General features: G+C 63.3%; 23 protein-coding genes. 9 read left to right on the top strand and 14 right to left on the bottom strand.

Annotated elements, in window-relative coordinates:
- The first annotated feature begins 60 nt into the window (after positions 1-60).
- Entirely contained in the window at positions 61-1,056 is a 996-nt protein-coding gene (locus RI103_RS23120; RefSeq protein WP_310817857.1) for a hypothetical protein, read from the top strand.
- A 24-nt stretch (positions 1,057-1,080) separates the two neighbouring features.
- Positions 1,081-1,548 (top strand): hypothetical protein, encoded by a 468-nt coding sequence (locus RI103_RS23115; protein WP_310817856.1) that lies wholly within the window; start codon positions 1,081-1,083, stop codon positions 1,546-1,548.
- A 57-nt stretch (positions 1,549-1,605) separates the two neighbouring features.
- Here the strand turns inward: RI103_RS23115 and RI103_RS23110 are convergent, their stop codons facing one another.
- Complete coding sequence (locus RI103_RS23110) at positions 1,606-3,147, bottom strand: oligopeptide:H+ symporter (RefSeq protein ID WP_310817854.1); 1,542 nt, start codon at positions 3,145-3,147, stop codon at positions 1,606-1,608.
- Between the two features lie 912 nt (positions 3,148-4,059).
- Between RI103_RS23110 and RI103_RS23105 the strand changes: the two genes are divergently transcribed.
- From RI103_RS23105 to RI103_RS23080, 6 genes are all read left to right on the top strand, one after another.
- Complete coding sequence (locus RI103_RS23105) at positions 4,060-4,632, top strand: cupin domain-containing protein (protein WP_012426331.1); 573 nt, start codon at positions 4,060-4,062, stop codon at positions 4,630-4,632.
- Positions 4,633-4,813: 181 nt separating this feature from the next.
- Positions 4,814-6,430 carry a peptide ABC transporter substrate-binding protein gene (locus RI103_RS23100; protein ID WP_310817852.1) on the top strand — a complete coding sequence of 539 codons (1,617 nt, stop codon included), beginning with the start codon at positions 4,814-4,816 and terminating at the stop codon, positions 6,428-6,430.
- 16 nt (positions 6,431-6,446) lie between these two features.
- Positions 6,447-7,385, top strand: coding sequence for an ABC transporter permease subunit (locus RI103_RS23095; RefSeq protein ID WP_310817850.1), 939 nt, complete (start codon positions 6,447-6,449; stop codon positions 7,383-7,385).
- A gap of 3 nt (positions 7,386-7,388) precedes the next feature.
- The gene (locus RI103_RS23090) at positions 7,389-8,303 is read left to right on the top strand and encodes an ABC transporter permease subunit (RefSeq protein WP_310817849.1); all 915 of its coding nucleotides are present in this window, start codon (positions 7,389-7,391) and stop codon (positions 8,301-8,303) included.
- Position 8,304: 1 nt separating this feature from the next.
- Positions 8,305-9,303: an oligopeptide/dipeptide ABC transporter ATP-binding protein gene (locus RI103_RS23085; RefSeq protein ID WP_310817848.1), complete on the top strand. Its 999-nt coding sequence runs from the start codon at positions 8,305-8,307 to the stop codon at positions 9,301-9,303.
- The gene (locus RI103_RS23080; protein ID WP_310817846.1) at positions 9,300-10,331 is read left to right on the top strand and encodes an oligopeptide/dipeptide ABC transporter ATP-binding protein; all 1,032 of its coding nucleotides are present in this window, start codon (positions 9,300-9,302) and stop codon (positions 10,329-10,331) included. Before RI103_RS23085 ends, RI103_RS23080 begins: the two co-directional genes overlap by 4 nt.
- 55 nt (positions 10,332-10,386) lie before the next feature.
- Here RI103_RS23080 and RI103_RS23075 read toward each other — a convergent pair whose 3' ends face one another.
- From RI103_RS23075 to RI103_RS23060, 4 genes are all read right to left on the bottom strand, one after another.
- Complete coding sequence (locus RI103_RS23075; protein WP_310817845.1) at positions 10,387-10,686, bottom strand: hypothetical protein; 300 nt, start codon at positions 10,684-10,686, stop codon at positions 10,387-10,389.
- Positions 10,687-10,753: 67 nt separating this feature from the next.
- Entirely contained in the window at positions 10,754-11,689 is a 936-nt protein-coding gene (gene panE / locus RI103_RS23070) for a 2-dehydropantoate 2-reductase (RefSeq protein WP_310817844.1), read from the bottom strand.
- Between the two features lie 214 nt (positions 11,690-11,903).
- Positions 11,904-12,869, bottom strand: coding sequence for a nucleoside hydrolase (locus tag RI103_RS23065; RefSeq protein ID WP_310817842.1), 966 nt, complete (start codon positions 12,867-12,869; stop codon positions 11,904-11,906).
- Entirely contained in the window at positions 12,866-13,255 is a 390-nt protein-coding gene (locus tag RI103_RS23060) for a cytidine deaminase (protein WP_310817840.1), read from the bottom strand. Before RI103_RS23060 ends, RI103_RS23065 begins: the two co-directional genes overlap by 4 nt.
- Between RI103_RS23060 and RI103_RS23055 the strand changes: the two genes are divergently transcribed.
- Positions 13,254-13,607 carry a hypothetical protein gene (locus RI103_RS23055; protein WP_310817838.1) on the top strand — a complete coding sequence of 118 codons (354 nt, stop codon included), beginning with the start codon at positions 13,254-13,256 and terminating at the stop codon, positions 13,605-13,607. The two genes, RI103_RS23060 and RI103_RS23055, sit on opposite strands and share 2 nt — an antisense overlap.
- On the opposite strand, the gene RI103_RS23050 is transcribed toward RI103_RS23055, so the two are convergent.
- The 9 genes from RI103_RS23050 to RI103_RS23010 form a co-directional block, all read right to left on the bottom strand.
- Positions 13,574-14,761: a thiolase family protein gene (locus RI103_RS23050; RefSeq protein WP_310818548.1), complete on the bottom strand. Its 1,188-nt coding sequence runs from the start codon at positions 14,759-14,761 to the stop codon at positions 13,574-13,576. The genes RI103_RS23055 and RI103_RS23050 overlap by 34 nt on opposite strands.
- 46 nt (positions 14,762-14,807) lie before the next feature.
- Entirely contained in the window at positions 14,808-16,241 is a 1,434-nt protein-coding gene (locus tag RI103_RS23045) for an efflux transporter outer membrane subunit (protein ID WP_310817836.1), read from the bottom strand.
- 10 nt (positions 16,242-16,251) lie between these two features.
- A complete protein-coding gene (locus RI103_RS23040) occupies positions 16,252-17,823 on the bottom strand; it encodes a DHA2 family efflux MFS transporter permease subunit (RefSeq protein WP_310817834.1) in 1,572 nt (523 codons plus the stop codon).
- 7 nt (positions 17,824-17,830) lie between these two features.
- Positions 17,831-18,931, bottom strand: a complete 1,101-nt coding sequence (locus tag RI103_RS23035) for an HlyD family secretion protein (RefSeq protein WP_310817833.1) — start codon at positions 18,929-18,931, stop codon at positions 17,831-17,833.
- Positions 18,932-19,016: 85 nt separating this feature from the next.
- Positions 19,017-19,439: a MarR family winged helix-turn-helix transcriptional regulator gene (locus RI103_RS23030; RefSeq protein ID WP_310817831.1), complete on the bottom strand. Its 423-nt coding sequence runs from the start codon at positions 19,437-19,439 to the stop codon at positions 19,017-19,019.
- A gap of 81 nt (positions 19,440-19,520) precedes the next feature.
- Entirely contained in the window at positions 19,521-19,943 is a 423-nt protein-coding gene (locus RI103_RS23025) for a MarR family transcriptional regulator (protein ID WP_310817830.1), read from the bottom strand.
- Between the two features lie 215 nt (positions 19,944-20,158).
- Positions 20,159-21,121: a formimidoylglutamase gene (gene hutG / locus RI103_RS23020; RefSeq protein ID WP_310817829.1), complete on the bottom strand. Its 963-nt coding sequence runs from the start codon at positions 21,119-21,121 to the stop codon at positions 20,159-20,161.
- On the bottom strand, positions 21,118-21,894 hold the full coding sequence (locus tag RI103_RS23015) for an amino acid ABC transporter ATP-binding protein (protein WP_310817828.1): 777 nt from the start codon (positions 21,892-21,894) through the stop codon (positions 21,118-21,120). The genes hutG and RI103_RS23015 overlap by 4 nt, the downstream gene beginning before the upstream one ends.
- A complete protein-coding gene (locus tag RI103_RS23010; protein WP_310817827.1) occupies positions 21,891-22,559 on the bottom strand; it encodes an amino acid ABC transporter permease in 669 nt (222 codons plus the stop codon). Before RI103_RS23010 ends, RI103_RS23015 begins: the two co-directional genes overlap by 4 nt.
- Positions 22,560-22,561 lie beyond the last annotated feature (2 nt).

Below are 22,561 nucleotides of genomic sequence, written 5' to 3'. Positions count from 1 at the left end.
TGGACGGGTACCGCTTCGCCCAGTCGCAAAAAGGAAGCGACCGTACAAGCTATCGCCCGCATGCCGTTCCTGATTTTTTTATCAAGAGAACCGCCTTTGCCTATGCCGCACTGGAATACGCTCTCGGTCCCGCTGAAGAACGGTTGGCAATGCACACTTGTTCCGGTGAACGACTACCGCAGCCCGACGGGAGAACGAAAGGCTTTCATGCCGAGCGAGGAACTTAAACAGCTTGAGTTGGACCGGCGCGATTTCGACTGGCACTTCCGGCCAGACAGCGACCTGCGAACCTTGTCCGGAAACGCGGCCCTACGCACGATTCAAACGTTCCTCAGCGAAATCCTGAATGTGGCCCACTGGAACCTGCCAGCCGATAACGCCGGGGTCCAACGCATGCTCCGTGAGGCCGCGGCGGACGGTCGGCTGGTGCCCGTCATCAATCGCGAACGATACTGGCAAAGCCCGGTGTCACGTCCAACACCGGCGCCACTGAGATGGCCCGCAAATGGTGGCGGACTCGATGGCGCAGGTCAGAAGTGGGCGGCCTTCGCGGCGGCCGGTTCACGGCCGCTGTCCTTCAACGGCGAGCCGATCTTGTCCGGCCCGTTTGACCCGGGGGCGCAGGAAGCCGCACTTACTGCCGCACGCAGGGCGATGGCTGCAAATCGTGAAGACAGTAATCTGCTCAGCGGGCTTCGGGGCGTGGTGGGTGCAGTATCTGGAATGACCGACGGCGCCGAAGGTGGCGACCAGGACGTGGCCGGTCATAGCGCTGGCGCGCGCATGCTGTTCAGCGACGCGCAGCCCTTCGAATACGCGCCGCACACGCCGGATGGCGACAGAGAAGAGGTCGCCGCGCGTGGGGTTGGGCTAACGGGCAACGAACCGGGCGGATACCGCATCAACCCGAACGGTCTCGACGTAGATTACTTCGATTCAAAGGGCAACCTTTGCGCCCAATATCACGAGAGTCATGGGGAAGCACACGGTCATAATTTTGCTGACGGCAAGCGGGATAACGCTCATGTCCGGATGTCACCGATTAACTGCAGATAACGCCCAACCCGCGAAAGGATAGCGATGGACACGTCAAACAAGACTTGGGGCTGGGAGCTGGCAAAAAACGGCGCATGGCTTGCCGTGATTTTGGGCGCATATCCATCTTTTCACGATTCTGCCGTGCGGAGCTTCTGCATGCGCAGATGCCGGCAAACAAGCGAAGGTCTCGACGGGCAGTCGTTGGCGGGCGGCAGCACGCGTGAGCTTGTGGATATCCAGCTGGAAGTGCTTCACAACCGCTACGGCGCGCCCCCCGTTGCGGGTCGCCCCGATCACGTCGTCGTGCTCGATTGCCTGGACGTTCGTACGTCGGAGATTGACGCAAACGCCATGCTCGAAGAGGCAACGATTATGGACATGTCGTTATCCGAGACGCCGGGCGGATTGATCGCGTTGGATCTTGTGCCGAACGTCGGTCTCGATATCCGTTTGACTTGTAAAGAGGTCGTCGTGAGTGAGGTTCGTCCCTACAATCGAGACAATGCTTAGGCCCAGTTTTGCCAGCGCGCGCTCCATGGCGCGCGCTGCGTTTACCAATCAAGCAGATTACTCCGCCACCACCCCATTCAACGCCGCCGTTTGCCGCGCGCTCTCACGCGCCTCATCGCTGCAACGCTGATGTTCGCGCGACAGCTTGCGCATCAACGGCAGCAACAGAACCGCCACCAGTGCGCCCACCGCCGCGAGCCAACCGAGGCCGGTAAACAGCTTGGTGTAAAGCGGCAACGATTCGAGCGGATCCATATCGCCAGCCGGCATCTGCGCGAAATTCGCCACCACGCTGCCCAGATATTGCGACACGCCAGTCGCCACGAAATACGCGCCCATCATGAAACCGCTCATGCGCGCCGGCACGTAGCGCGCGATCATCGCGAGACCCAACCCGCTCACCAGCAATTCGCCGAGCGAATACAGCCCGTAGCCACTCACCATGAACCACGACGACACGCGCCCGTTCACCGCGTAATTGCCGCTCGCCGCATAGACGAAGAAGCCGGCCGCGACGACCGCGAAACCGAATGCGTACTTCACCGCGACGGGCACGTCCTTGCCGCTCTTCGCGAGCTTCGTGTACAGCAGCGCGAGCAGCGGGCTCAGCAACATGATCCAGATCGGGTTGAGCGCCTGAAACTGCGCGGCGCTCCACGTGAACCACGTCTGGCCGAACAGAATAAAACGCGGATCGACGTTGCGCAGCGCGAACAGCGTGAGCGAGGTCGACATCTGCACGTAGAACACGAAGAACAGGATCACCTGCGCGGTCAGGATCAGCGCGGCGACCAGGCCCGAGCGCTCCGAGCGTTCGCACTTCATCAGCATGTAGCCGAAGATGGCCAGAATCGCCACGCCCGCCGTATAAACGCAGGCCACCGCGATGGCCTTGTGCTGCAGCACGAACATGGTCGCCGCGCCGAGCGCGAGGCCGCCCAGCGCGACCGCGCCGACGCGCTTCCAGCGCACCGGTTCGGCGTCCGGCGCGGAGCCGATATGCGCGAGCGTGCGAAACATGATGAAGTAGTTCAGCACCGACAGCAGCATCCCCGCGCAGCAGACGGCGAAGGCCGTATGCCAGCCCCAATGGTCCTTGATCCACGGCGTGGCGAGCATCGACGCCGTCGAGCCGATGTTGACCGCCATGTAGTAGATGGTGAACGCGCTGTCGATGCGCGCGTCGTCGCCTTCGTAGATGCGGCGCACGAGATTCGCGGCGTTCGCCTTGAAGAGACCATTGCCCACCACGATCACGCCAAGCGACGCGTACATATAGGCAAGCTGGTCATTGGGCAGCGCCAGCATGAAATAGCCGACCGACAGCACGCCGGCGCCGAAGATCATCGTGCGGCGCGCGCCGAGAATCTTGTCGCCGATCCAGCCGCCGATCGACGGCGACGCGTACACCAGCGCCGTGAATGCGCCCCACGTGAGCGTGGCGTGGCTGTCGGTGAACTGCAGCTTGTCGATCATGAACAGCACCAGCAGCGCGGCCATGCCGTAGTAGCCGAAGCGCTCCCACATCTCGATCAGAAAGACCGTCGAAAACGAACGGGTCTGCGAGACGCGCGCACCGGGTGGATTGGATGAATGCATCGTGTACCTCTTGTTCAAACGGTTGCGGCGTCGCGCGAACTGGCCGCGCGGCGCGTGAAACGAAATTGGAAAGACAGTCGGCGAAGCGTGCGCCGTGACGCGAACGCAGATGCGTCAGCGCGGGCGCTAGCGCGCTCATCCGCACGCCAGCGCGCCAAATCAGCAGATAAACCGGGGGACGGGATAGAGGCCAGCCTCGCGAAAACGCCCCGCGGGAAGTCCTCTTGGGAGACACTGCGCCACATCGGGCCTGGACGCCGGCATGCAGAGCGGACGCAATGATAAAGCATCGCGACAAACGGGGATTCCAAAGCCGGCGGAGAGCGGCCGTGCCACGCGGCGGCGGGCGGAAAACCCGCGACGGGAAAATTCGGCAGTAATGGTCATGTCCTTATGCCGGCTGCCGTTCGATTGGAACGTGCCGGACAGTGTTCCGTCGCGCAGGATCGCTGCGGGCGGAATGATAAACAGCGGCCGGATGCGCGTGTGGTGTGCACGCGTGCGCCCTTCCGCAAGCGGGGCTGATTCTGCAAATGGAAGCATCCCGAGTCACTCAGGGAATTCACTGATCCCGCGTCAATTACCTGTTCTTACACGCCATACCTCTTGGCCGCACCAACGCCCGACGCTGAAAATAGTGTTTTGCGTCATACCTTTATCCTCCTAATACTCATATTGCATAACTCCGGCAATCGCTGGGCATACTGCTGCTTACCGCGTTTGTTCACCGTTTCTGGAAATAAACGGTCATATTGGCTGGGATTAGTTCCGATTCTGGCAACATAGAGTGTTGTCTCGACATGCGGTCTCTGCATCACCGGGGTAAAAAAGACCCGAAGCCCGGCCTGGAGCCGCAATCAAACCATATTTACTCACATCAAACAAATTTTGACGGGCTAATTTCCTCCTGCTATGGTCACGACAATTCAAAAAAGCAATCCGGCACTAGAAATCGGCAGCAAGATCCGCGCGCTGCGGCAACGGCTCAAGCGCACGCTGGATGACACAGCAACGGCGGCGGGGATTTCCAAGCCGTTTCTGTCGCAGGTAGAGCGTGGTCTCGCGTCACCGTCCATCACTTCGTTGGCCGGGATCGCCCACGCACTTGGGGTCACAGTGCAATATTTCGTCGACACACCCAGCGAAGAACGCTGCGTGAGTCGTGGCGATCAGTTGAAGTTTTTCGGTTTTGCGGACTCGGCCAATCTGTTTGCGCGGTTGACCAACTTGACGGGCGGCCGTCAGCTCGAAGCGATCCTCGTGAGGATGCCGCCCGGGCAAAAGCGCTCCGAAGTCACCACGCATGCCGGGGAAGAGTTTGTTTATGTGATTGACGGCGAAGTGTCGTTGACGCTGGAAGGCAAGACGTTCGTGTTGCACGCGGGAGACAGCGCGCATTACGAATCGACGGTGCCGCACAGCTGGGTGAACACCGCGCGGATCGAGTCGGTGGTCGTCTGGGTGGGCACACCAAGACTGTTCTAAAAAGCGGGCACCTTATCCGGTTGAACCGGCCAGGGATTGCCTGCATTACGCAACGTAAGGAATCCTGCATGTCGCGTCACCACCACGAGCAACAAGGGCCGCCCTGGCCCGGGCAACGCAGCTAAACGGGCGCCCTGGCGCCAGCGCGTTTCTCTCTCGACCTTTCCTGCGATCTCAACCGATGAAAAACCCGTTCGTCTACACGACGGCGCTGACCGCGCTCGTCCTCGCGTCCGCCCCTTCCGCTTTCGCCGTCATGGTGCCCGCGGGCGTCACGCTCGCCGCCAGCCAGGAGATGACCCGCCAGGTGCCGGGCGAAACCGAATCGCTCGATCCCGCGCACATCGAATCATGGACCGGCAACACGATCGGGCTCGACCTGTTCGAAGGCCTGACGCGCATGGATGCGAGCGGCGCGATCGTGCCGGGCGTCGCCGAGTCGTGGTCGCGCACCGGGCCGAATACGTGGATTTTCAAGCTGCGCCACGATGCGCGCTGGAGCAACGGGCAGCCGGTCACGGCGGCCGACTTCGTCTACTCGTGGCAACGCGTGCTCGATCCGAAGACGGGTTCGAAATACACGGTGCTGGTCGAATTCGTGAAGAACGCCAAGGCGATTCTCGCCGGCAAGGCACCGCTGACTAGCCTCGGCGTGCGCGCCGTCGACCCGTACACGCTCGAAGTCACGACCGAAGTGCCTGCCACGTTTTTCCCGCAGTTGACGGCCATGGCGACGATGACCCCGGTCAATCGCGCGGTCGTGACGAAGTTCGGCGGCGACTGGACCCGTCCGGGTAACTTCGTGGGCAATGGCCCGTATGCGCTGACCGACTGGCAGCCGAGCAACCGCCTCGTGGCGACCAAAAGCCCGACGTACTGGAATACCGGCAAGGTCGTGATTTCGAAAGTGACCTATCTGCCGATAGAAAACGACGAAACGGCAATGCGCATGTATCAGGCCGGCCAGTTCGACTACACGTACTCAATTCCGTCAGGCGTCTATGCGCAGGTGAGCAAGCAGTTCGGTTCCGAGCTGAAAACCGGCCTGCAGATCGCCACGTATTACTACAGCCTGAACAACGACGACCCGGCGTTCAAGGACAAGCGCGTACGCGAGGCGCTGGCGATGGTGCTGGACCGCGACCTGCTGACCAAGCGGCTGACGGCCGACGGCGAAGTGCCCATGTACGGCCTGATCGCCAAGGGCACCGAAGGCTCGGGCGTGTTCACGCCGGAGTGGGCGAGCTGGCCGATGCCCAAGCGCATCGACTACGCGCGCAACCTGCTGAAGACCGCGGGCTATTCGGACGCCAAGCCGCTGACGTTCACGCTCACCTACAACACCAACGACCTGCACAAGAAGGTCGCGCTGTTCGCCACGTCCGAATGGCGCACCAAGCTGGGCGTGACCGCCAAGCTCGAAAACGTCGAATACAAGGTGCTGCTCAAGCAACGCCATGACGGCAAGGTGCAGGCCTCGCGCGACGGCTGGTTCGTCGACTACAACGACGCCAACTCGTTCTTCGATCTGATCCGCTGCAACAGCGTGCAGAACGACCAGCACTACTGCAACCCGCAAGTCGACAAGCTGATCGACGAAGGCAACCAGCAACTCGACGACGCGAAGCGCACCGCCCTGTTCACGCAGGCGCACGATCTGGCCATGAACGACTACCCCGTGGTATCGCTCTTCCAGTATTCGGCCGACCGGCTGGTCAAATCGTACGTAGGCGGCTATAAGCCGACCAACTACCTCGACCAGCGCGCCACGCAAGACATGTATCTGATCAAGCACTAAGCGCGGGAGCACTGTCATGCTGGCCTATACGCTGCGCCGCACGCTCTGGGCGATCCCGACGATTCTCGCCGTGATCACCGCGTGCTATCTGCTGCTGCATCTCACCCCGGGCGGCCCGTTCGACACCGAGAAGCAACTCTCGGCGGCCGTGCTGGCGAACCTGAACGCCAAGTATCACCTCGACGAGCCGTTGTGGCTGCAGTACCTCCACTACCTCGGCTCGCTGCTGCACGGCGACCTCGGGCCGTCGTTCCGCTACGCCGACTGGTCGGTCAACGATCTCGTGTGGAAGGCGCTGCCGGTCAGCCTCGGCGTGGGCGGCGTGTCGGTGCCGATCGCGCTCGTGATCGGCGTCGCGCTCGGCACGGTGGCCGCGGTGCGGCGCGACCGCTTCGTCGATCACTTCGTGATGGTGCTCGGCAATCTCGGCAACGTGGTGCCGCCCTTCGTGCTCGGTCCGGTACTCGTGTGGATCTTCGCGATCCTGCTGAAGACCTCCGAAGGACGCGGCTGGCTGCCGGCCGGCGGCTGGGGCGACGGCGAGTGGCGCTATCGCGTGCTGCCGATCGTGCTGCTCACCATCATCAACGTCGCCGCGATTGCCCGCGTGATGCGCGGCAGCATGATCGAAGTGCTGTCGGGCAACTTCATCCGCACCGCGCGCGCCAAGGGTTTGCCGGGCCGCACGATCGTCTTGCGCCACGCGATGAAACCCGCGCTGATGCCGGTCGTCTCGCTGCTTGGCTCGATCTGCATTTCGTCGATCACCGCCGCCGTGGTCACCGAATCGGTGTTCGCGCTGCCGGGCCTCGGCCAACTGGTCGTGAACGGCGCGATCAATCGCGACTACACCCTCGTGCTCGGCCTCGTCGTGCTGACGACCGCCGTCGCCGTGCTGTTCAATCTGCTGGTCGACCTCGCGTACGCGTGGCTCGATCCGCGCATCCGGTACTGATCCATGCCCCGCTCAATTCAATCGACTGCCGCGGCGCTCGACCCGCTCGCGGCCATCGCGAAGGCGCCGCGCTCGCGCGGCCCGCTCGCCACCGCCGCGTGGCGCTTCGTGCGCAACCGCGCCGCTTTTACCGGCTTCGTCGTGCTGATGCTGATCGTGATCGCCTGCGTGGCCGGTCCGTGGTTCCTGCCGAACAATCCGATCGATAGCGACTGGAGCGCGATCAGCCTGCCGCCCACGCTGCAAAACATGCACTGGTTCGGTACCGACGAACTCGGCCGCGATCTGCTCGCGCGCACGCTGCAAGGCGGGCGCGTGTCGCTCGAAGTCGGTCTGCTCGGCACGCTGGTGTCGGGGCTGATCGGCGTCGCGTATGGCGCGACCGCGGGCTATCTCGGCGGACGCGTGGACGCGGTGATGATGCGTATCGTCGACATGATGTACGCGATTCCCTACATGCTGATCGCCATCCTCATGATGACGATGTTCGGCCGCGCCTTCTATCTGGTCGTGCTCACCATCAGCGCGTTTTCATGGCTCGACATGGCGCGCGTGGTGCGCGGCCAGACGCTGTCGCTGCGCTCGCGCGAATTCATCGACGCGGCGAAGGCGATCGGCGTGAGTTCGCGTTCGATCATCGCGCGTCATATCGTGCCGAATCTGTTCGGCGTGGTCGTCGTGTATGCGAGCGTGACGGTGCCGAACATCGTGCTGACGGAATCGGTGTTGTCGTTTCTCGGCCTCGGCGTGCAGGAACCGATGACGAGTTGGGGCGTGCTGATTCAGGACGGCGCGCAGAAGCTCGAATCGATGCCCTGGCTGCTGCTGTGCCCGGCCGTGATGCTGTGCGTGACGCTGTATTGCGTGAATTTCGTCGGCGATGGTTTGCGCGACGCATTCGATCCGAAGGACCGCTGACATGCCGCTACTCGAAGTCAAAGACCTCAGCGTACGCTTTACGCGTCGCGAAGGCGCACCCGTCGACGCGGTGCAAGGCGTGTCGTTTTCGCTCGAAGCGGGCCGCACGCTCGGCATCGTCGGCGAATCGGGCTCCGGCAAGAGTCAGACCGTGATGGCGTTGCTGGGTCTGCTGGCCGGCAACGGCAAGGTGTCGGGCGCCGCGACCTATCGCGGCGAAAACCTGCTGACCATGAACGAAGCGACGTTGAACAAGATTCGCGGCGACCGCATCGGCATGATCTTTCAGGACCCGATGACTTCGCTCAATCCGTTCCTGACGATCGAACGGCAGATGACCGAGACGCTGCAACTGCATCGCAAGATGTCGCGCCGCGAAGCCCGCCGCCGCGCGATCGAAACGCTCGAATCGGTGCGCATTCCCGATGCCGCGCGGCGCATCGGCATGTATCCGCACGAGTTTTCCGGCGGCATGCGCCAGCGCGTGATGATCGCGATGGCGTTGCTGTCCGAACCCGAAATCCTGATCGCCGACGAACCCACCACCGCGCTCGACGTGACCGTGCAGGCGCAGATCATCGAACTGCTGCGCGAACTGAATCGCGAACGCGGCACGGCGATCATTCTGATCACGCACGACATGGGCGTGGTGGCCGGCCTGTGCGACGACGTGATGGTGATGTACGCCGGCCAGACCGTCGAGCAGGCGAGCGCGGCCGCGCTGTTCGCCGCGCCGACGCATCCGTACACGCTCGGCCTGCTGAACGCGCTGCCGCGTCTCACCGACGATGACGACGACCGTCCGCTGCAAACCATTCCGGGCAATCCGCCGCTGCCCGGCGAAGTCGGCGCGGGCTGCGCCTTCGCGCCGCGCTGCGGATATTGCACCGAGCGCTGCCGCGAAGCACGCCCGCCCCTTGCCGCCACCGCTGATCACGCCGACGCGCTGCGCGCGTGCCACCGGCCAGTTGCGGAAATTCTCGAGGCACAACACGCATGAACGCCACCTCTCTCGCGGGACAAAACCAGGACGCGGCCACGCTCTTGCGCGTCGACAATCTCAAGGTGCAATTCGGCGTGCCGCGCGGCGGCTTTCCGTGGTCCGGCAAAGCGACGCTGCGCGCGGTGGACGGCGTGTCGTTCAACGTGCGGCGCGGCGAAACCGTGGGGCTCGTCGGCGAATCGGGTTGCGGCAAGTCGACGCTCGCGCGCGCGATTATCGGACTCGCGCCGGTGGCGAGCGGCAGCGTGTGCTGGCTCGGCGACGAAACCGTGCTGCCGGGCGCGCGCCGCGATACCTCACGTTTGCGCCGCGACGTGCAGATGATTTTCCAGGACCCGCTCGCCTCGCTCGACCCGCGCATGACGATCGAACAGATCGTCGCCGAACCTTTGATGACACACGGTCAGGACATCGCACGCGCCGACGTGCAACGGCGTGTGCTGACCATGCTGGAACGCGTCGGTCTGAATGCGCAGCATCTGCGCCGCTATCCGCACGAGTTTTCCGGCGGCCAGTGTCAACGGGTGGGCATTGCGCGCGCGCTGATCGGCGAGCCGCAACTGGTGATCTGCGACGAGCCGGTGTCCGCGCTCGACGTGTCGATCCAGGCGCAGATCGTCAACCTGCTGCGCGATCTGCAACGCGAACTGTCGCTCTCGCTGCTGTTCGTCGCGCACGATCTGGCCGTCGTCAAAGCGATCAGCCACCGCGTGCTGGTGATGTATCTGGGACGTGTGATGGAGTTCGGCGACAAGCGCGAGGTGTACGGCACGCCGCGTCATCCGTACACGCGTGCGCTGCTCTCGGCCGTGCCGGTGCCCGATCCGGTCGTGGAACGCGCGCGCCGTCATCTGCTGTTGCGCGGCGAGATTGCCTCGCCGCTCAGTCCGCCTTCCGGTTGCGCGTTTCGCACGCGCTGCCCGGACGCGATCGAAGCCTGCGCCAAGGAAATTCCGCAGCCCATCACGCATGGTGCCCATGCGACACGCGTCGCCTGCATTCGCGTGGGGGATGCCGCGAAATAAATGCCCTTGGCGCTGACGGGTTGCGCTTCAACGAAAAACGCGCGTGGGCGGCGCTTCAGAAAATCACCGACATCGCTACCGCAAGCCAGATTCCCGCCACGCCGACGAGAAACAGATGCCGCGCGATGCGAATCCGGGCGTCGCTGGATTCGGGCTCGACAGGACTCGTCGCGACCCACGGCACGAGCCCGAGGCAACCGAAACCGATCATCGCGGACACAAAGACGAAGACGTCGGCGACTCGCCACTGTGTCGGCTCATACAAGCCCCAGTAGCCGAGAAAGACAATGCCGATCGAGAAGATCGTGGCCGAAGCGGCACTGAGCGCGGGCACTGATCCAATTGGACTCGGCATGCTTCACCTCCGATCGTTAGGCTGTCATGGCTTGCCCGCTGAGTCCACGCTCGTGCCGTGGCATCGTTCAGGACGTGCGGGCCTGCCTCGCTTCATACGTCTTCAGATGACTATAGGCAATACGCAGCAACGACAAGCCGTGCTCGCCCTTTTGCGCATCGCCGCCGCGCGAAATCAGATCGCCGAGAATGTGATCCGCCTCCGTATGCGAGTGGTTTTCCACATCCCGCAACATGGAAGCGGTGAGCGGCGAAGGCGTTAAGAGCGTTTGCGTGGCGCGTGCGTCGAAGTCCGGGCCCATTGTGAAACCGTTGTGCTCGGCCACGGCCCGGCATTCGCCCAGCAGATTCTCGATCACGCGCTTGCCGTCCGGCGCAGCCAGAATATCGCCGACCGAACCGCGCATCAAGCACGTGCTTGCCGCCAATGTGGCCAGGAATACCCACTTCTCCCACATGCGCAGCAAGATGTTGTCGCTGACCACCGCATCGAAAGTCGCGCCCGCCATGGCCTCGGCGATGGCCTGGGTGCGTTCCGACGCGCCGCCGGCCTGTTCGCCGAAGGTGATCGCATGGGTGTCGTTCAGATGCACGATGTGCTGCTCGGCGTTGAGCGTGGCGGCAATCACGCACTGACCGCCCAGCACGCGCGCGGCGCCGAACTTTTCGTTGAGCACGTCCATATGGCGCATGCCGTTGAGCATCGGCAGAATCAGCGTCGACTCGCCGACGAGCGGCGCGAAGGAATCGATGGCGTCGTCGAGACTGTAGGCTTTGCAGCTCAGCAGCACCAGATCGAACGGCTCGGCGCTGACGCCGGCGAGAATCGTTTGGGGGTCGCGCAGCGTGAGATCGCCGCGCACGCTGCTGATGACGAGTCCTTCGCGCTTGAGCTTTTCCGCGCGGCCGGGCCGCACGAGAAAGGTCACGTCCTGGCCCGCCGCCGCGAGACGCCCGCCGAAATAGCCGCCTACGGCGCCCGCCCCTACTACTAGAATTCGCATCTTTGGCCTCTTGATAGGTTTCGGTCACGCGCGCCGCGCCCATGAGAAAGAGCTTCAGGGCAGCTTATGCGGTGCGTGTGCAGAAATGTAGCAAAGATTGAAGATCGGCACCGGCCACAATTGCCGCGTGCCGGCGTGTTGCATTGCACAGCGACTCACGTCAGATCAATCCGCGCCGTGCCGCCTGTACGTCAGTTATACGACACCGTCATTCTCACAGCGTGCCGCAAATGGTGCGCTCGTAAAGCGCCAGCATGCCCGGCACATCCACTTCCATGCACACCTTGCAGTCGGGCCGGCCGTCCCAGGCCGGCGCGGGAACGGGCATCGTCGAAGGCTTCTGGATGGTTTGACCGACCGCGATGCCCTCGGTCAGCACGCGCACGGGACCGCTGCGCGTCGTATAGAGATGCGGCGCCAGCACATAGGCCACCGCCGACGAATCGTGCACGAAGATGCCCGCAAGCTGCGCGCTCTGCCCGTGAAACGCCTCGTAGTGCCGCGACACTTCCCACACGAACTGACCGGCCGCGCCGCCGCGCTCGCGCAGCGACGCCAGATAATCGTGGCTCATGATGGTGCGCTGCGTGACGTCCAGACCGACGATCGCAACCGGCCACGCCGCGCCGAGCACGATGTCGGCGGCATCCGGGTCGCCCAGGATATTGGCTTCCGCCGCGGGCGTGACATTGCCGAGCACGCCGTCCGTGCCGAACGCGCCGCCCATGATGACCACCTGCTTGACGAGCGAGGCGATCTGCGGATCGTCGGCGAGCGCCAAGGCGAGATTCGTGAGCGGGCCCACGGCAAGCAGCGTCACTTCGCCCGGATGCGCGCGCACCGTGTCGATGATGAAGCGGTGCGCGGGGCGCGCGTCGAGTGCGGCCCCGTCCGTTGTATTCAACGCGATATTGCCGAGCCCGTTGCCGCCGTGGATCTCTGCGAGCGGCTCGGGCGCGGCGCACTTGAGCGGCGCCGCCGCGCCCTGCGCGACCGGCACGCCCGCGGCAAACCGTCCGGCGAGAAAGCGCGCATTGCGCGTGGTCGTTTCAATCGTCGCGTTGCCGAATACGCTTGTCAGGCCAAGCAGTTCGATATCCGGATGCAGCGCCTGAAACACGAGCGCCATCGCATCGTCCACACCTGGGTCGGTGTCATAGATGACCTTGTGCCTGCTCATCGATAGAACGCGTCCGGCAATTGTTCACGCGCGGTGGTGTCGCGCGTGACGCCATGCAGATTGCCGAGGCGAATCGGCAATTCAGGGCCGCCCAGTTCGATGATCACCTGGCGGCACGCGCCGCACGGCGCGACCGGGCCGTCCGTATCGCCGATCACGGCAAGCGCGGCGAACTGGTCGCGCTGATAGCCCGCTGCAATGGCGCTGAAAAACGCGGTACGTTCTGCGCAATTGCACAAACCATACGAGGCGTTCTCGACGTTGCAGCCGTCGAACACCTGTCCATCTTTGGTCAGCAGCGCCGCGCCGACCTTGAACTTCGAATAAGGCGCATAGGCCTTTTCTCGCGCGACGCCCGCGCGCTCCAGCAGTTGTTCCATATTCATGCAGCGATCCCCGATTCAATTCAGCGTAATGAACATGCCACGCAATCGTGACGCTCATCAGGTTCGAGAGCGTCGCGCCGAGCACCGATTGCATCGACAATTGCGGATGGCCGAACCAGCCGCCGATGCCGCTCACGATCCCGAAGTGGCAATGATGCTAAACGAAACTGATGCGGGAGGAAAAACTTTAAATATGGGCTGGGGTTCTATTGCCGAAGATTGCATCACGGTTGATGCGCCACGCATTTACGAAGTCGCAGCGGCGGGTGCATCGACGTATTTCGCACGCCGACGCACCCTGCTGCTATCGACTCAAAGTCACAGCATTTCCAATGCCAATGCGATCCCCTGACCACCGCCGATGCATAGCGTAACAATGCCGCGTTTGAGCCCGTCGCGCCGCATTGAATGGAGCAGGCGCGTGGTCAACACGGCGCCCGTCGCGCCGATGGGATGGCCATGCGCGATCGCGCCGCCTTGCACGTTGATCAGCTCGTCCGCGATGCCGAGTCTGCGCGCGACCGCGATCGGCACGGCGGCAAACGCCTCGTTGATTTCGAAGCGCTCGACATCGTGCAATTGCCATCCGGCTCGCGCCAACGCCATCTCCACGGCCGGCACGGGACCGAGGCCGAACATGCCGGGTTCGACCGCGGCGACGCCGTATGCCGCAAGCCGCGCGAACTGCGCGATGCCGCGTGCTTCCGCGAAGCCACGTTCGGCCACCAGCATGGCGGCCGCGCCGCTGTTCAATCCCGGGGCGTTGCCTGCGGTGATCGTGCCGTCGGGGCGAAATGCCGGACGCAGTTTGGCCAGCGTTTCCACCGTGGTATCGGGACGCGGCTGTTCATCACGCGTGAAATGCTGCGGGCCCTTGCGCCCTGCGATTTCCACGGCGACCAGTTCGGCGTCGAAATCGCCACGCGCCTGCGCTTCGCTGAATCGCTGTTGCGAACGCGCGGCCCAACGGTCCTGCGTTTCGCGCGTGATGTCGAATTGCGCGACGAGGTCTTCGGTGTGCCAGCCGGAATGCTCGCCGGAAAACGCGTCGTTCAGGCCGTCGCGCAACAGGCTGTCGTGGATTTGCGCGTTGCCCATGCGGTAGCCCCAGCGGCCGCCGTCGAGCAGATACGGCGCGCGGTCCATGTTCTCCATGCCGCCGGCCACCGCGGCATCGCCGAGACCCAGCAGGATCTCCTGGGCCGCCGATGCGATCGCCTGCGCGCCCGAACCGCACACGCGATTGACCGTCAACGCCGGCACAGCCACCGGCACGCCGCCGCCGATCGACGCCTGGCGCGCCGGATTCATCTTGTTGCCGGCCTGAATCACGTTGCCCATCACGACCGACGCCAATGCGGCCGGGTCGAGCCCGCTACGCTGCAACGTCTCACGCACCGCGAGCGCGCCGAGTTCGCTTGCGGGCACCTCTTTCAACGATCCGCCGAATGCGCCGATCGGCGTTCTCACCGGATTGCAGATCACTACTTCTCGCTGATTCGCCATCATTTCTCTCCAGTTGGTTCAACACCTCATTGGCCACGCTCATGCATCAGTTGTTCGCCGATACTGCCGTGACCGCGTCAGGCACATCCCAGCCGCCACCGAGCGACCGGTATAGCGCGACCGCCGAGAGCGCATGCTCGCGTTTGGCCTGGTTCAACGACTCCGCGTCGTGCAGATACGCCTCCTGCGCCGCGAGCACATCGAGGAAACTCGACGCGCCGCCCTTATACAGCTCGCTCGACAGACGCAGCGCCTGATTCGATGCATCGAGCGCGCCGCCAAGACGTTGCACCTGCACTGCGCCGCTCACCAGATCGCTGCGGTTGTCTTCGATTTCCTTGAGGGCTTGCAGCATGGTTTGCTGCAAACCGAGTTGCGATTCGCGCATGCGGCTTTCGCTCTCGTCGATATTCGCGGTGATGCGGCCCGCGTTGAAGATCGGACTCGTCGCGTTCAAGGCGGCGCTGAAGAGGTTGTCGGTCAGCGTCGGCAAGCCGAGATAGGACGAGGCCAGCAGGCCGTCGGCGAGATTGAGCCGGAACTGCGGATAGCGCTGCGCTTTCGACACGCCCACTTCCGCCGCGCGCTGTTCGACGCTCGCGTATGCGATGCGCACGTCGGGACGCTGCAAAAGCGCTTCGGAGGGCAGCATCTGCGGCACGCTTTGCGCGGGCACCGGAATATCGCGTGCATTGGCAAGCAGCAAACTGTCGACGCTCTCCGGTGTGCGCCCCGAATACACGGCGATCAGACTCAACTGATGCTGCACCGCCGATTGCACGCGCGGAATCTGCGCCTGCAAATCCTCGAGCTGGTTCTGCGCGCGCGCCACATCGAGTTGCGTCGACAGCCCGTAGCGCAGACGCTGCTGCGTGAGCTTCAGGGCACGTGCGCGGATCTGCTCGTTGTCGCTCAGAATCTGCAACTGCGATTGCGCCCAACGAAGGTCGATATACGCTGCCGCGGTATTCGCCGCGAGCGCGAGGCGCACCTCATTCAATGCCGACTGACGTCCCGACACCTGGGCCTGCGCCGCCAGCACGGCGAGACGTTCGCCACCGAATACGTCGGGCGTCCAGCTCGCGCTCAGGCCGATACCGGCCTGGCGCACATAGCCGAGCGGCGGCGGCGTGTTCTGACGCGAGTTCGAGGCGGTCGCACTCGCGTTCAGCTCGGGCAGCAGGGCCGCGCGATTTTGCTTCGCCAGATCCTGCGCCTGCCTGACGCGCTCTACCGCTGCCTGCACATCGAGATTGCCGGTCAGCACCGACTCGACCAGTTGATGCATGACCGGGTCGCCGAATTGCGCCCACCACGCGTTGGCGCTCACGCTGTCTTGCGGCGCGTCGACATTCCATGCAGCCGGCGCCACGGTCTTCACGGTCTGCGGCAAATCCGCGTGCGTTTCCGGTTGCACCGCGCACGCCGCGAGCGTCAGCAAGGCGGCGCTCGCCAGTACTTTGACAAGGATCGGTTTCATGTTGAATTCCTCAATGGGCATCGGGCGGTGGTGCGGTGTTGCCGAACGGGCGCGAGAACAGCACGCTCAGCAGGCCAACCACGAAACAGAGCGACAGTGCGTAAAACGTGTCGGCGAACGTGAGCACGAGCGCTTCGCGCATCAGCAGCGCGTGCAGTTGGCCGAGCCCGGCGTTGGCCGCGTTCAGCACGTTGCCGCCCACTGCCGCGAAATGCGCGCCTTGCTGCTGCAAGATCGATTCGACCACCGGACGGCCCACGTTCAGATGTTCATCGAGCCGCTCGTAGTGCAGGTTCAAGCGGTCGTTGAGCATCGTGCTGCTCACGGCAATGCCGATCGCGCCGCCGAGGTTACGCATCAGGTTGAACAGGCCGCTTGCGGACCGCAGCCTCGACATCGGCAATGAACCCAGCGCCATCGTGACAATCGGGGGAATGCAGAACTGCTGGCCGATGCCGCGCAACGCCTGCGGGATCAACAACTCCTGCCAGCCCCATTGATTGGTCAGGGGCACATACAGATAACAGCCGACGCCGAACAGCACGAGGCCGAACACCAGCAGTATCCGCATGTCGATAAAGCGCGCGACCATCGAATACGCCACCATCGCGACCAATTGAAAACAGCCGACTGACAGCAACGCCACGCCGATCTGCAACGAATCGAAACCACGCACACGCGATAAAAACACCGGCGTCAGGAACACTGCGCAGAAAATCCCGATCCCGGTGATGAACGACAGCAGACTGCCGATGCCGAAGTTGCGGATCGCCAAGGCACGCAAATCGACGATCGGCTCTTTCGCGGTGAACGCATGCACGATGAACAGGAATCCGCAGATCGCCGTGATCCACGCGCACGTCACGATGACGTCGTCGCCGAACCAGTTTTTGCGCGGCCCTTCCTCCAGCACGTATTCGAGGCAACCGAGAAAGCCGGACATCAGAAGGATGCCCAGGTAATCGCCTTTCTTCAGCAGCGACAGGTCGACGTTGTCGAAGTGCACGTATTTCGGCACCATCAGCGTGACGACCAGACCCGGCACCAGGTTCAGATAGAACAGCCAGTGCCACGACCATTGCGACGTGATCCAGCCGCCGATCACCGGACCGACAGTCGGCGCGAGCGTGGCAAGCGCGCTGATGGTGGTGGACGCTATCAGGCGTTCCTTGCCGGGAAACAGCACGAACGCCGTGGTAAACACAGTCGGGATCATCGCGGCGCCGAGCGCGCCCTGCAAACCGCGGAACAGGATCATCGAGTTGATGTCCCACGCGAGGCCGCACAACATGCTGGTGATCGTGAAGCCGAGCGCGGAGAACGCGAATACCCAGCGCGTCGAGAACACGCGAGTGAGCCAGCCGGACATCGGAATCACCAGAATTTCAGCGATCAGATACGACGTCTGCACCCACGAAAGTTCGTCCTGGCTCGCGGACAAGCCGCCGCCGATATCCTTGAGCGACGACGCAACGATCTGAATATCGAGCGTCGCCATGAAAAACCCGACGCACATCAATGTGAACGCAAGGACTTTGATTCGCGTCGGCAGTTCGGCGGGGTTGGCGAGAACTTGGGTCATGATGGGTTCACCCGCGCGCCGGCGTATTGCCGCTATCGACATGCACTTTCACCGTGGCCGAGAGGCCGGGGCGCAGCACGCCTTGCATGGCCTTGGGCACATCCAGCCGCACGCGCACCGGCACTCGCTGCACGATCTTGGTGAAGTTGCCGGTGGCGTTCTCCGCGGGTAGCACACTGAAGGTCGCGCCAGTGGCCGGCGCCAGACTTTCCACCACGCCGTGAATGCCCGTGCTCGAGGCGTCGAGATCGACGTCGACGGTGTCGCCGACGCGCATCTTCTTCAACTGGTCTTCCTTGAAGTTGGCGTCGATCCAGAGTCCGCTCGACGGCACCACGGTCAGCAGCGACACACCGGTGTTCGCCAGCAGGCCGACACGCGCCGTGCGATTGCCGACATAGCCGTCGATCGGCGAGCGAATCGTCGTGTACTCCACGTTAAGTGCCGCGACGCGCTGGGCGGCTTGCGCCGTCGCGATGCGCGCCTCGGCGTCGCCGATCTGCGCGTCGAGCACGGCGATCTGACGTTGCGCCGCGATCAACGCCGCGCTGCTGCGATCGACCGCCGCGTGCGCTTTCGTCAGATCGGCATCCGCTCGCTCGACGACCTGGTTCGACACCGCGTCGTCCTTCACCAGCTCGCGGTAGCGCGTCTGGTCCGCGGCGCTGCGCGTCAACTCCGCGCCGGAGGCGCGCACTTCCGCGGCCTGCTCGTTGATGGTGGCGAGCTGCAAGGATTTCTTCGCCTGCAATTCGGTCACCGCGGCTTGCGCGCTCTGCACTTCCGCCGTGGCCTGCGCAAGCCGCGCGTCATAGTCGCGCGCATCGAGCCGGATCAGCACGTCGTTTGCGTGGACGAACTGGTTGTCGTGCACCAGCACGTCCGTGACGAAGCCGTTCACCTTCGGCGCCATCACGGTGACATCGCCGCCCACGTACGCATCGTCAGTCGTTTCGACGAAGCGGCCAATGAAGAACCAGTACGACGCCGCGAGCGCCAGCACGACGAGCACTGTAATGACCGCGAGCAGCATCCAGGGAATGCGCCGTGCCGGTTTGGCGGTCTGGGCCGCGCTCGGCGGGGCGATAGTCGATGGAGTAGTGGACATGGTGTCGATATGTGCGTATGCACTCGTTACGTTGAAAAAAACGGCGCGTGGACTGCGCCGGCCGTGCGTCGCCGTATTCGCGGCTTCAGATTGAATCCCGTGTGATGGCGAACAATTCGCCGCGCAATGCGGCCGCGCGTCGTTCACCGAAACGGTGCTCGAATTCCGCTTGCGCGGCACGCCAGTGTTCACCCCCTGCCTTGAGACGCTGTTCACCTGCGTCAGTGAGCGCGATCGTCAGCGCCCGCGCGTCCGCGCCGAGCGCCTCGCTCGACACCAGGCCGTTGCGGCGCAGCGGCTGAATCGTGCGGACCAGTGTGGTGCGTTCCATGCGCATGGTTTCAGCCATTTGCTTCATCGTCATGGGGCCGGTGCGTTTGAGCCGTCCCAGCAGCGAAAACTGCGTAATGGTCAGCCCGACATTCGCCAGGTGCCGGTCGTATATCTGCGAGACATAACGCGCGGCCTGACGGATGGCAAAGCAGTCGTCGTCGAATAGCCCTTCCATTGCTGCACTTCCTCGTTAGTGAGTGCGTATGCACACAAACAGGCGAACCGATGCTCGTCAGAACGAGCATGTGCGCCTCAACTAGCCGGTGATACTGAACAGTTCGGCGCGCAGCGTTTTGGCGCGCGCATGGCCGAACTTCTTTTCAAACTCGTCTTGCGCGGCGCGCCAGGCGATGGCGGCCTGATCGAACGTGGCTTCTCCCTTCTCCGTCAGGCTGAACAGGAGCGTGCGGCCGTCATGCTCCGCCGATTCGGCCACCACCAGTCCGTCGCGCTGCAAGGGTTTCATCGCGCGGACCAGCGTGGTGCGCTCCATCACCATGGCGTCCGCCAGATCCACCATGGGCAGGTTCGGCATGCGCGCGAGCTTGGCGAGAATCGTGAACTGCGCAGCCGTCAGGCCTACTTCACCGAGGTGGCGTTCGTAGATTTGCGTAACGTGCCGCGCCGCCTGGCGCAGCGCGAAGCAGTTGCATTCGTCGTAAGAGATGGGACGGTTCATGGAGTGGAGTCTATATGTGCATACACACAGAGTCAAGTTTGGCTGCGTTGAACAGTGTGTTGCAAAAACCGGTCAGCGGCCAGTGCGAAATCGGACATCTATAAGACACATGTCCGCTCGCAACGAGGGCAGAAAATTGAAACCGGCTCGCAGCGTGACGCGGCGAGCCGTTGTGCTCCATCGTCAACTCAGCGCGATAAGCACGGCAAGTGCGCTCAGAGCAAGCGGTAAGCCAGTCGCGCAGCCGCTCTCGCGGTGCGCTTGTCCTGATCGAGCGACGGGTTGTATTCGGCGATGTCCGCCGCGCGCAGCTTGCCCGAGCCACGTACGTGCTGCACCATCGCCTCGACCACGGACAGCGGCACGCCCAGCGCCGCGGGCGCCGAGACACCCGGCGCGACGGCAGCAGGAAGCACGTCGAGATCGATGGTCAGATAGACGTCGTCCACTTCGTCCAGCATCTGATCGAGTTCGCGCAACCGCGGGGCCAGTTGCGTTTCCTGCATGTCGACGTCGAGCAGATAGCGCACGGCGAGCCGCTGCGCATGCTCGAACAGCGAAGCCGTGTTGCCCAGATCGTTGATGCCGAAGCAGACATAGTTGAACGGCACGCCACGTTCAGCGCAGTCGTTCGCGATCTGATCGAACGGTGTGCCTGAATTTCCGGGACGTTTCTGGCGCAGATCGAAATGCGCGTCGAAGTTGATGATCAGTAGTTTGCGAGGCGTGGCGGGTTCAGAGGCATCACGCCGCTCCTGATGCGAACGCAAACCGCAATACGTCCCCCACGCAACCTCATGACCACCTCCGAATACCAATGGCCGGCCACCGCTGCCGAGAACCTCGCTGACCACGCTTGCCAGTTCGGCTTGCGCGCCTTCGAGGTCGCCGTCGTCGCACACCACGTCGCCCGCGTCGGCGAGCGACACCATCGAGCTTTTGGCCGGCAGGCCCGCCAGCGCCCGCCGCAATTCCTTCGGCGCGTGCGCCGCGCCGACGCGGCCTTGATTGCGGCGCACCCCTTCATCGGACCCGAAACCGACGATCACAGGCACCCCGCTGCGAATGCCGGAAGCACCGTCAAACGACACGACCTGATTGAAAACACGCCGCGTGTCGCCGGGCTCGCCGTCGTCCGAGCGGCCCGCCCACACCTTGTCATCGAATGGAACTCTCATGCGCGCGACAACACCGCCTGCAGGAAAGCGCGCGTGCGCGGCTGCGAAGGCGCCGAGAAAATCTCCGCCGGCGGACCCGCTTCGACGATCACGCCGCCGTCCATCACCACCACCACGTCGGCGACTTCTTTCGCGAAACCCATTTCGTGCGTGACGACCACCATCGTCATGCCTTCGCTCGCGAGCAGTTTCATTACCTGCAGCACTTCGCCGACCAGTTCGGGATCGAGTGCGGAAGTCGGCTCGTCGAACAACATCACGCGTGGCTGCATAGCCAATGCGCGTGCAATCGCGACCCGCTGCTTCTGACCACCCGACAGACTCGCCGGCATCACGTGCGCCTTGTGCGCGAGTCCCACTTTTTCCAGCAACGCAAGCGCGGCCGCTTCGGCCTCGGCCTTGCTGGCGCCGCGCAACATGCGCGGGCCAACGGTGATGTTATGCAGCACCGACAGATGCGGAAACAGATTGAACGACTGAAACACCATTCCGACTTCGGTGCGCAGCGCATTCAGCGACCGCTCCTTGAGCATCTCGCCCTGATCGACCAGCCGATGGCCGCAAATATCGATCGTGCCGCCTTCCGCCTTCTCGAGCCCGTTGCAGCAGCGCAGAAACGTACTCTTGCCTGAGCCGCTCGGCCCGATCACCACCACGACCTGCTGCGGCTGAATGTCGAAATCGATGCCGTTGAGCACCGTATGCGAGCCGAACGACTTGGTGAGCCCGCGAATGCTGACGATAGGTTCATTAAGGTTGGTCACGGTATTCATTGCACCATCCCTCCTGCGCGCAAACGGCTTTCGACACGATGCAGCGCGTAGTTGGTCACCTGCGTCAACACCAGATAGACCAGCGCGATGGCCAGATACACCTCGAGCGAACGGTACGACACGCTGATAATCTTCTGCCCTTCATGCATCAGATCGTCGATGGTGAGCAGCGACACCAGCGCCGAGTTCTTGATCAACGCGATGAACTCGTTGCCGAGCGGCGGAATCATCCGCACGATGGCTTGCGGCAAAATGATCGCGCGCATGGCCTGTCCCGACGACATGCCGATCGAACGCGCCGCCTCCATCTGCCCGCGATCCACCGACTGAATCGCGCCACGCACGATCTCCGAGACATAAGCCGCCGAATACAAACCGAGCCCGAGCATACCGCACACAAAAGCCGGCAACAGAATGCCGAATTGCGGCAAGCCGAAAAACAGCAGAAAGAGCTGCACGAGCAACGGCGTGCCACGGAAGAACGTCAGGTACGCCGTGCACAGGTAGTACACCACGCGCCGCTGCGGCGTGAGCCGGCCAATGCCGATCAGAAGGCCCAGCACACAGCTCAACGCGAGCGAGGCGGCGGTCACTTCGACCGTCACCAGCGCGCCGTGCATGATGTCCGGCCAGCCGGCGATGACCGGCGAAAAATCGAGTTCCATTT

Origin of the sequence: Paraburkholderia sp. FT54, assembly GCF_031585635.1 — a bacterium.
Taxonomy (GTDB): Bacteria; Pseudomonadota; Gammaproteobacteria; order Burkholderiales; family Burkholderiaceae; genus Paraburkholderia.
The sequence above is the reverse complement of the archived record's forward strand: the minus strand, read 5'-3'. Positions and strand labels throughout refer to the sequence as shown.